Here is an 8173-nt window from a genome sequence, read left to right as displayed (position 1 = left end):
CGACTATTTGAATCAGTTGAGCAGTTAGAAGAGTTGTTACATAAATTATTAAATGAAGGAGAGCTAATCATTAATTGGTCTCGTAAAATTAAAAATAAGGGCAATGCTGTTTATTAAATCAAGCTGCGTAGCAGCTTATGGCAGTTTTCACAAGTCCAGAATCTTACATCTAGAGGTAAGCTACCAACTTGGTTCAAGCACATACAACAGGTTTTTGAACTCGGAAAGAATCTCTCAACTTCCTGATAGATTTTTCCCTCCATTTCTGCCTTGTATTTAAGCATTGTGCAAAACATTCCCCATCCAACTTGATGAATAGATTTAGCCAAACAATGATTTTGCATCATGCCTTTAACATTGAGATTTTCCACAACAATAACTTGGTTTTCGTTGACTATCCTACGAGATAGCTTGTGGAGAAAATCTTCACGACAGTTTGTTATTTTTCGATGAACTCTAGCAACTCTTTTTCGAGATTTAACACGGTTATTAGAACCTTTTTGTTTTCGAGAGAGTTGCTGGTGTTTAATCTTTAAATTCTTTTCATGCTTGCTCAGTATTCTAGGATTATCAAACTTAGACCCATCGCTGGTAACAACGAAGTCAGTTAACCCCAAGTCAATACCTATTGCTTTGCCGTCTAGGGTCGGTTCTGGCTTATCTTTGCCGTCATCCAACAAAATAGCTGCAAAGTATTGGTTGGAGCAGTTTTTAGATATAGTGACAGTCTTAACTTTACCTTCAATCGGTCTATGAATTGTTGCTGCTACATCTCCTATTTTTGGCAGAGTTAAATAACTGTCAGCAACTTTGACATTTTGAGGGTACTGTATTGACTGCTTACCGTGCTTTGACTTGAATCTAGGGTATTTAGCTCGTTTTTCAAAAAAGTTATTAAAAGCTACCCCCAAATTCAAACAAACCTGCTGCAAACATTGTGAGTAGGTTAGTGTTAGCCACTCATACTCTTTCTTTAACTGGGGAATTATTTTTTTTACTGCGTATCCAGATAAACCCTTACCAGTTTCTTTGTATGTTTGGTTCATCAAATTCAGGCAATAATTCCAAAGCCAGCGACAAGAGCCGAAAGCTTGTGCTAGCGACTGCTGTTGCTGTGCATCTGGATATAATCTGACCTTGACGACCTTAAGCATCTTAGATTGAAATAAATTTGCTATAAATTAGCTTAACGCAAGATTTGTTCGTTTCCGACCTGTCCTTCTCCCTGTTTCCCCTGCGGGGAAAATTGCTCAAAGGACTGTCGTCAACTCACTCGCAATTCATCTCAACACTTCCGCTTCACGGTAAGTGTGAGGCTTCTTGCTGTTCAAGCTAAACCCTCCAGGGTGAGCTTTCCATAATTGGGCATTTTGCCTGTATCGATTTCAAACTCGTAGCTTTGGGAGGGGTTAGGAATAGCTGTATTAGCTTCTATGGAAGGATTAGCAGAGAGGGAAACTTCTGAGCGTGTTCCAATTTCAACAAAGGCACTTCCACTCATGAATAAACTGTTATCCGCCTGTACAAACAATGTTTCAGTGAAGGGATCGGTTGTCCAAGCCAGCAAAACCGAGCGACCATCGGGTAAGATAGTGTACTGACCTCGGCGATCTGTACTTAACAGTCGATAAGAGCCATCGGGTTCAAATAAATAACAGTATTTGTTTTTGTGCAGCCAGATTGAGCGGATCAGTTTCTCCCGAAGATTGTTTTCTGGTTCTGTTGTGAATAAAGGAGAGGAATTGTTAGGCATAGACTATTTGCACTTTTTTCTTCTCAAATCTAGCTCAAAACATTCGTCACTGATTCATATCTATAGACTCTAAAGTTAAGATTCCTAGCTGATAATCTACACTTAACCGCATCAACTTCAACCACTTAACACCGATAAGAATTTCAGGTAAATCTTTTCCCACATGAACGGGAACAATAAATTCTCTGCTATCTATAATTACCTGACCTTCATAAATATCAAACCGACCCACACCTTGAGCCGTTTTCATCCGAATATCCGATTGCAATTTTTGCCATCCTAATGCAATAATATCCTGCTGGTCAATCGCCAAGTAACCTGCCGTAAAACCCGTATCCAACATCACGTCAACTGATATAATTTCTCCATTTTGGGTCATTAACTCAATCTCAAAAATTAACTCATCATTCTCTCCAAATCGTCCCTCCATCATATTTTTCCGCAGGTTCCGGTTTCGTTAATTCCGTAGAGCATCAGTTGGCTTTTAGGGCAGTAAATCTTCACTCTCCAGACTAAACGCTCCCAATTGGAATCTAGCAAATAATAACCACTTTCAGGCTCAATAGCAACACACCAATTATAATGGGTTTCAAGCAAACGATTCCGAATCTTTTCAAAGTGTTTATAGCATCGTTGATCTAAGTCTTCTTTTTCAGCTTCCCGTTTGTTGATTTCTTCAGGTGTCAGGGAATCGAAATCAAAAATCCGAGACCTAGAACGAGCAGTACGTTTGGCAACTAGAGGAGCCATATCGGTAACGAGTAAGATGTTGGGACAGTTCTATTATAATTGTCATTTGTAGCCAATCAAGGAGAATAACTCCCCATTACTCCGTTAAGCATTGATTGTAATTCTAACTGATAACTCCTAGCTCCTGATTTAATCTTATGGCTCAAATTCTTCCTAAATTTACAATCAAACCGGGCTATCGACCTCAATCTTCTGATACAACACCAGAAGCCGATTTATTAGGATTCTGGCTCTTAAAACAACGAACGCCCGAACAGCGACTGTTGATGGGAAGCTCGATGAACCAAAATGCTCGTCGCTTTGCCATTAACTGCTTCCGCCAACGCTTTTTTGATCTAAAAGAGCCAGAATTTGCTCGAAAACTCGCCCAAGCTTGGTTAGCAGAAGATTGTCCACAACATTATATTCCCACCGGAGATGAAATGACTTGGGTTCAAGATTCCATTAGTCTGGCTGAAATTCTCCACCCAATTTTTGAATCCCTTATTATTCCCTATTATATTACAGGCGGTGTTGCTGCCATTGCTTACGGGGAAGTCCGCACAACACGAGATTTAGATATTGTCATCTCAATTATTCCTCAACATTTAAGTGCATTAATTTTAGAATTAGAACAAGCGGGCTTTTATGTTTCCGGTATAGATGATGTGGTTTCTGGTCGAATGCAAACCTTGCCAATTACTCATATGGAAACCATTTCTCGTGCTGATTTAATCATAGCTGAAGATTCAGAATTTGAGCGTCTGAAGTTGGAACGACGACAACAATATCAAATTCCCACAGGTGCAACGGTTTTTCTCGCCTCACCTGAAGATCTAATCCTTAATAAATTGTCTTGGCGAAAGTCCAACTCTTCCGAAAAGCAATGGCGAGATGTATTGGGGATATTAAAAGTACAAGGAGACTCTTTAGATAAAGTTTACCTCAATAATCAGGCTAAATCTTTGGGGTTAATTGAGGATTTAAACCGAGCTTTAATTGAAGCCGGACTTGAAGAAATTTAGCCCAAACTTCAGCGTTAAATTCGGAATTAGGATAATTTTAAGTTAAGGGATAACTGCCCAGGAGAAATATTTCCTCGACTGCGACGATGGCACGCCAAATGGCAACTTGTACATAACGGAACCAAATTTTCTAAACGATTATCAGCCGGGTTATGGTTCCAGTGATGAACTTGCAGTGTATAAGCTCGGCGGCGGGATTTCATAGCATCTGATAACGGTTCTCCCGGCTTGATACAGAATAAACCACATTTTTGACATTGCCAATTCGCTGCTTCTTTAACTGCCAATGCCAGTTCCTTCCAATTTTTCGGATAACGATTTGAAGCCATGAACAGATTGGGTGATTTTCCTTCAACTCTAGTTTAGTTTTAATACTTGCCCTTAACAAGAGGTTCCTCAATAGGCTATTGTAGAAGTTGGGAGTGAGAATTGGATATGGGAATAGTTAAACGATGTACTCCTTTTCAAGCCAGAGCTAGTATTTCTTAAGAGAAAACCCCACACTTGTTAAGTAACCCTCACGATTTTAGGTTATAAATAGTAAAGAAAACTCAACGGCTCGTTGAAAAATTTACTGACTCAAGCTATCAAATGACCAATTTACGTTCTACCGTTGTTCTCAAAACTGATATTTGTGAGTTTACCAGCCAAGTTGAAAATTTAGGGGAGTCTAGTTTAAAAGAATTATTAGAACAGCATAAACAGCTAATTTCTAGTATTGCCTTTAAACAAGGGGGGTCTTTAATTAAAGGTGAAGGCGATTCATTTTGGTTAATTTTTCCCAGTGTGACGACGGCGGCACTAGCCGGTGTAGAAATGCAACAAGAATTACGAATCAGCCAACCCGGAAAAACGGATGAGCAAAGACTCAAAATTCGGATTGCTATTACCTTGGGAGATGTTTTGCACTTGGATAGAGACATCTTTGGAGACGCGGTTAACTTAGCGGCTCGGATTGAAACCCTAACACCACCAGATGAAATCTACCTCTCTCAAGCTGCCTGGTTAGCTCTGAATAAAGCCGAAATTCAGTCGGCTTTTGTGGGAGAGTTTTCTTTAAAAGGAATCAGCCAACCTGAAAAAGTGTACCGAATTCAACAACGACACCAAACTCGGCACATTCAAAACCAAATCCTGGTTAAAACGGATCTTAGAGGTTTTACTCAGTATCAAGAATCTCATTCTACGAGAGAAGTTGAAACCCTATTAACTTATTTGGATCAAAGCCAAAAAGCAATTTGCCGAGATTTTGGAGGAACAATTCGTTTAATTTTGGGAGACTCCTATTATTTAACCTTTCCTCAGTCAGATTTAGCGTTAGCAGCCCTTCAACAATTATGCTATCAATGGAAAGAATTTATTCAAGGGCATCAGATTGAATGTGGATTAGCAATTGGGATGACTCGCGGAGATTTGATGATTTTTCAATCTTGTATCTACGGTCGAGATAAGCTGTTGTGTATTTAAACTGTGATTATAGCATTACCTTTGTTTTTAAGTTTACGTCCCCATTTAATAGATAACTGTCCTTCATTTAAAAGCTGATGTAATAAACACTCTAGCTCATCAACTGATTTAAAGAGTCGATGAGCAATATATTCTTTAGCTGAATGCCAGACTAATTCAATTAAATTATAATCTGGACTATATGCTGGAAGAAATTCTAAATAGATATTCGGCATTTCTGCTTTAATTTTTTCTAGGTACTCTTCTTTTTTATGAAAACTTGCATTGTCAAGAATAATCAGGATCTTGGCTCCTTTTTCTACAAATTCTTCTGCTTGATTTCCTGCTAATACCCATTCATAAATTAGCTCTTGATAAAAACTTTTTAACACTTGATAAAAATTATCTGCATTCCCTTTATCCAGAAATTCTACAAATCTTTTTTTATCCGAGTACCTCAATCCTCCCATCACATTAACTCTTCCTTTTCTCCTGTCTCCTCTAATCTGTTTTCTCTTTCCTTTTTTACACCAGTTCTTTCTTTTTATCACTCTTAAATTAAATCCACTTTCATCCCAAAACCATACCTGTAATTGTTCTGGACTTTCTTTAGCTATTTTTAAATATTCTTCTATTTTATCTTTAAATAATTTCCTTTTTTCTGGATCTCTTTTCTCTTCTAAGCTATACTTTGCCCACAAGTAAACATACTTTTTTTCCTTTAATATCTTCCTCACTTGTGAACTACTTAATTTGATTCCTGTAATTTGTTCTAAATAAGTTGCCAATCTTTCTCCTGTCCATCTCCCAAATTCATATCCTAATTCTTCCGGTTCTTTTTCTACTGTTTCTAATAATATCTCTATATATTTGTCTGTGGCTTTTCTATAATTTCCTTTCATTCTTTCATCTTTTAGGCTTTCTAATTTGTCCGGGTCTCCATGTACACACCAATAACAGACTTTGTTTAATGAACAGCCCAAAAATTTGGCGATTTCACTTTGCTTTTTACCATCATTTAGCAATAATAAAATCAAAATTCTTTCTCTAATTTGTCCATTTTCTTCCTCTTTCAATCTTTTCTGAAGTTTCTCTACTTGCTTTTCATTTAAATGATTTTTAGCAGGCATCTTTTGATTTATTTTTCTCAACTTGGTTTTTCATTATACCCTATTTAGATGCTTAACAGCTTATTAATATTGCAGCTAGGCTCGAACCGATAGGTCGTCTTGTTAAGCCCCAACGTGAGCAAAACTCAGTGATTACAGACGAAAGAATTTATCAAGATGTACAAGAAACTTGTTGGCATCGACAATTCCAAAAAATTGAGCGGAAATTTATTCTGAAAAACTTGCGGGATCACCGCCCTAAAGAATTGTTTATGTCCCATGATGTTTATCAATTCTTATGGGATTTAGTCGAGTAATTTGTATTGGAGTTATTAAGGCGTTATACTAACTTTGAAAATACTTTAACCTGCCTATCCCGCTTGCCCGCTCTACCTAATACCCACTCCACTGTCACAACCGTAGACCCCAAAACCCTCAAACCCCATCCCCGCTACCTGAAAATCTATGGTCGGATGAACATCGAGGAATTGGTCGAACAAATTCAATTGTCCAATTGGATTAACCCCATTCTCATCACCCCCAAACAGATCATTGTCAGTGGTCATCGGCGCTGGCAAGCTGCCCTACAATTAAAGTGGAACACCATTCCCGTTGAAATTCGAGCCTTTCCCAACCGACTGTCAGAACTTGAAGCCCTCCTGAGTGAAAATCTCGCCCGACCCAAAACCCGGGAACAAAAAGTTCGAGAAGCCAACTCTTGGAAAGAAATCGAATCGGCTCGCGCCAAACAACGGCAAGAAGCCGGAATCAAGATTGAAGAACCCGAAAACCTTATGGATATATTTTCAGAAGGTCGCAAGGGTACCACCCGTGATTTAGTGGCTGCTAAGGTCGGTTTGGGTTCGGGTGTCACTTATACCAAAGCCGCTAAAGTCGTGGCTCAAATTGACTGGGAAATCAAAGCCGGAAACGAAGAATGGGCAGAAGTTTGGCGTTCAATTCTCAACACTGTCAGTATTCAAGCGGCTTATTCCTTACTGAAACTGCCTCGAAAACAACAAAAACAAATCTTAGATTTAATTGCTACAGGTGCTGCTCGGACTCCCAAAGAAGCTGCCCTGCTGCTCGCCGAAGAAGCCAGTCTTGATGACCCCCGCTTGTTTGTATCGGGGGACTTTGCCGTTGTCAACATTGACCCCAACTTAACCTTTGCTCCCTCCGACCAGCGCTGGAATGGATATTGGGGAAGGGTGGAAGGCACAGGAACCTCTGGGTTGATTTTGATGAACTTGGGGAGTGAAATGCTGCAATTTTACAGTCGAGATTTAGTAGAAATTGATGAGCCTAGTGATGAATTATTACAGGTCGCTTCAAAGGTATTACGACTGCGGAGTTTAGAGTTAGATGAACTGGAAATCGCGTTGCTGGATGTGTTGCAACAGCGTTTAGAATTTACGCCTCGACAACTGCTGTATCTGGAATATTTGGAAAAAGTTTTAACGTTACCTCGGCTTTCCGGCTGTTAATTTCTTAGCGAGCGTGAAAACAGCCTTCCCCAAAGAAAGGAAAGCTGTGTTGCTTGTGGCCCACATTCCGCAGATATTTAAGCCAATTGAATTTTCAATTAAAATGCTCTAAATAAAAGCCCAAATAATTGCTATGTAATGATTTGGGCTATTTTTAATGTAGAATAATAATTGGAGTAACTGAACAAATAAAAAGATGAAAAACCCCCTAGAAGCGATGGAAATCGTAAATTTAGACCATTTAGGAATAGTGGCAGGGATAATAGATGAGATGGAATTAGTAGAAGAAGTCAATAAAAAAGTGGGATTAAGAGTAAAAGAAGCAGTAAGCCCAGGACAGGTAATGAAAGCAATGATTTTGAATGGATTAGGGTTTTTGAGCGCGCCGTTGTACCTATTCGAGAACTTTTTCATCGGGAAGGCAACAGAGCATTTAATAGGGGAAGGAGTAACAGCAGAGCAACTAAATGATGACCGAATTGGAAGAGCATTAGATAAATATTATCAAGCGGGAACAACAAAGCTATTTACAGCAATAGCCCTAAAAGCAGCCCAAAAATTCCAAGTAGAAAAGGAAAGCGTACACCTAGATAGCAGTTCGATATCAGTAGAGGGAGAATACAA

Annotated in this window: 11 protein-coding genes and 1 pseudogene; 6 read left to right on the top strand and 6 right to left on the bottom strand. The window is 39.0% G+C overall.

Annotation, left to right across the window (positions count from 1 at the left end; all coding sequences use genetic code 11):
- Window positions 1-117 (top strand): annotated as a pseudogene (locus tag H6G57_RS29305) (IS630 family transposase); the annotation flags it as partial.
- Here H6G57_RS29305 and H6G57_RS28440 read toward each other — a convergent pair.
- The 4 genes from H6G57_RS28440 to H6G57_RS28425 form a co-directional block, all read right to left on the bottom strand.
- Window positions 114-1154, bottom strand: coding sequence for a transposase (locus H6G57_RS28440; protein WP_242049120.1), 1041 nt, complete (start codon window positions 1152-1154; stop codon window positions 114-116). The pseudogene H6G57_RS29305 and the gene H6G57_RS28440 sit on opposite strands and share 4 nt — an antisense overlap.
- 173 nt (window positions 1155-1327) lie before the next feature.
- Window positions 1328-1753, bottom strand: a complete 426-nt coding sequence (locus tag H6G57_RS28435) for a hypothetical protein (RefSeq protein WP_190525177.1) — start codon at window positions 1751-1753, stop codon at window positions 1328-1330.
- A 46-nt stretch (window positions 1754-1799) separates the two neighbouring features.
- The gene (locus H6G57_RS28430; RefSeq protein WP_309236079.1) at window positions 1800-2183 is read right to left on the bottom strand and encodes an aspartyl protease; all 384 of its coding nucleotides are present in this window, start codon (window positions 2181-2183) and stop codon (window positions 1800-1802) included.
- Window positions 2183-2503, bottom strand: coding sequence for a hypothetical protein (locus H6G57_RS28425; RefSeq protein WP_190525173.1), 321 nt, complete (start codon window positions 2501-2503; stop codon window positions 2183-2185). The genes H6G57_RS28430 and H6G57_RS28425 overlap by 1 nt, the downstream gene beginning before the upstream one ends.
- A gap of 137 nt (window positions 2504-2640) precedes the next feature.
- On the opposite strand from H6G57_RS28425, the gene H6G57_RS28420 reads away from it, so the two are divergent.
- Entirely contained in the window at window positions 2641-3507 is an 867-nt protein-coding gene (locus H6G57_RS28420; RefSeq protein WP_190525171.1) for a hypothetical protein, read from the top strand.
- A gap of 26 nt (window positions 3508-3533) precedes the next feature.
- On the opposite strand, the gene H6G57_RS28415 is transcribed toward H6G57_RS28420, so the two are convergent.
- Window positions 3534-3836, bottom strand: coding sequence for an HNH endonuclease (locus H6G57_RS28415; protein ID WP_190525169.1), 303 nt, complete (start codon window positions 3834-3836; stop codon window positions 3534-3536).
- 262 nt (window positions 3837-4098) lie between these two features.
- Between H6G57_RS28415 and H6G57_RS28410 the strand changes: the two genes are divergently transcribed.
- Window positions 4099-4974, top strand: a complete 876-nt coding sequence (locus tag H6G57_RS28410) for an adenylate/guanylate cyclase domain-containing protein (protein ID WP_190525167.1) — start codon at window positions 4099-4101, stop codon at window positions 4972-4974.
- On the opposite strand, the gene H6G57_RS28405 is transcribed toward H6G57_RS28410, so the two are convergent.
- Window positions 4971-6083: an IS630 family transposase gene (locus tag H6G57_RS28405; RefSeq protein ID WP_190525165.1), complete on the bottom strand. Its 1113-nt coding sequence runs from the start codon at window positions 6081-6083 to the stop codon at window positions 4971-4973. The genes H6G57_RS28410 and H6G57_RS28405 overlap by 4 nt on opposite strands.
- Window positions 6084-6211: 128 nt before the next feature.
- Here H6G57_RS28405 and H6G57_RS28400 point away from each other — a divergent pair, with 128 nt between their 5' ends.
- The 3 genes from H6G57_RS28400 to H6G57_RS28390 all read left to right on the top strand — a co-directional run.
- Window positions 6212-6379 carry a hypothetical protein gene (locus H6G57_RS28400; RefSeq protein ID WP_190525163.1) on the top strand — a complete coding sequence of 56 codons (168 nt, stop codon included), beginning with the start codon at window positions 6212-6214 and terminating at the stop codon, window positions 6377-6379.
- Between the two features lie 63 nt (window positions 6380-6442).
- Complete coding sequence (locus H6G57_RS28395; protein WP_190525161.1) at window positions 6443-7549, top strand: ParB N-terminal domain-containing protein; 1107 nt, start codon at window positions 6443-6445, stop codon at window positions 7547-7549.
- Window positions 7550-7745: 196 nt separating this feature from the next.
- On the top strand, window positions 7746-8173 hold a 428-nt coding region (locus H6G57_RS28390), incomplete at its 3' end, for a DUF4277 domain-containing protein (RefSeq protein ID WP_190525159.1).

It is taken from the genome of Planktothrix sp. FACHB-1365, from assembly GCF_014697575.1.
Taxonomy (GTDB): Bacteria; Cyanobacteriota; Cyanobacteriia; order Cyanobacteriales; family Microcoleaceae; genus Planktothrix.
The sequence above is the reverse complement of the archived record's forward strand: the minus strand, read 5'-3'. Positions and strand labels throughout refer to the sequence as shown.

Coding starts and splice junctions, on each gene's coding strand:
- H6G57_RS28440 (WP_242049120.1), bottom strand. CDS start 1,154: ATGCTTAAGGTCGTCAAGGTCAGATTATATCCAGATGCACAGCAACAG.
- H6G57_RS28435 (WP_190525177.1), bottom strand. CDS start 1,753: ATGCCTAACAATTCCTCTCCTTTATTCACAACAGAACCAGAAAACAAT.
- H6G57_RS28430 (WP_309236079.1), bottom strand. CDS start 2,183: ATGGAGGGACGATTTGGAGAGAATGATGAGTTAATTTTTGAGATTGAG.
- H6G57_RS28425 (WP_190525173.1), bottom strand. CDS start 2,503: ATGGCTCCTCTAGTTGCCAAACGTACTGCTCGTTCTAGGTCTCGGATT.
- H6G57_RS28420 (WP_190525171.1), top strand. CDS start 2,641: ATGGCTCAAATTCTTCCTAAATTTACAATCAAACCGGGCTATCGACCT.
- H6G57_RS28415 (WP_190525169.1), bottom strand. CDS start 3,836: ATGGCTTCAAATCGTTATCCGAAAAATTGGAAGGAACTGGCATTGGCA.
- H6G57_RS28410 (WP_190525167.1), top strand. CDS start 4,099: ATGACCAATTTACGTTCTACCGTTGTTCTCAAAACTGATATTTGTGAG.
- H6G57_RS28405 (WP_190525165.1), bottom strand. CDS start 6,083: ATGCCTGCTAAAAATCATTTAAATGAAAAGCAAGTAGAGAAACTTCAG.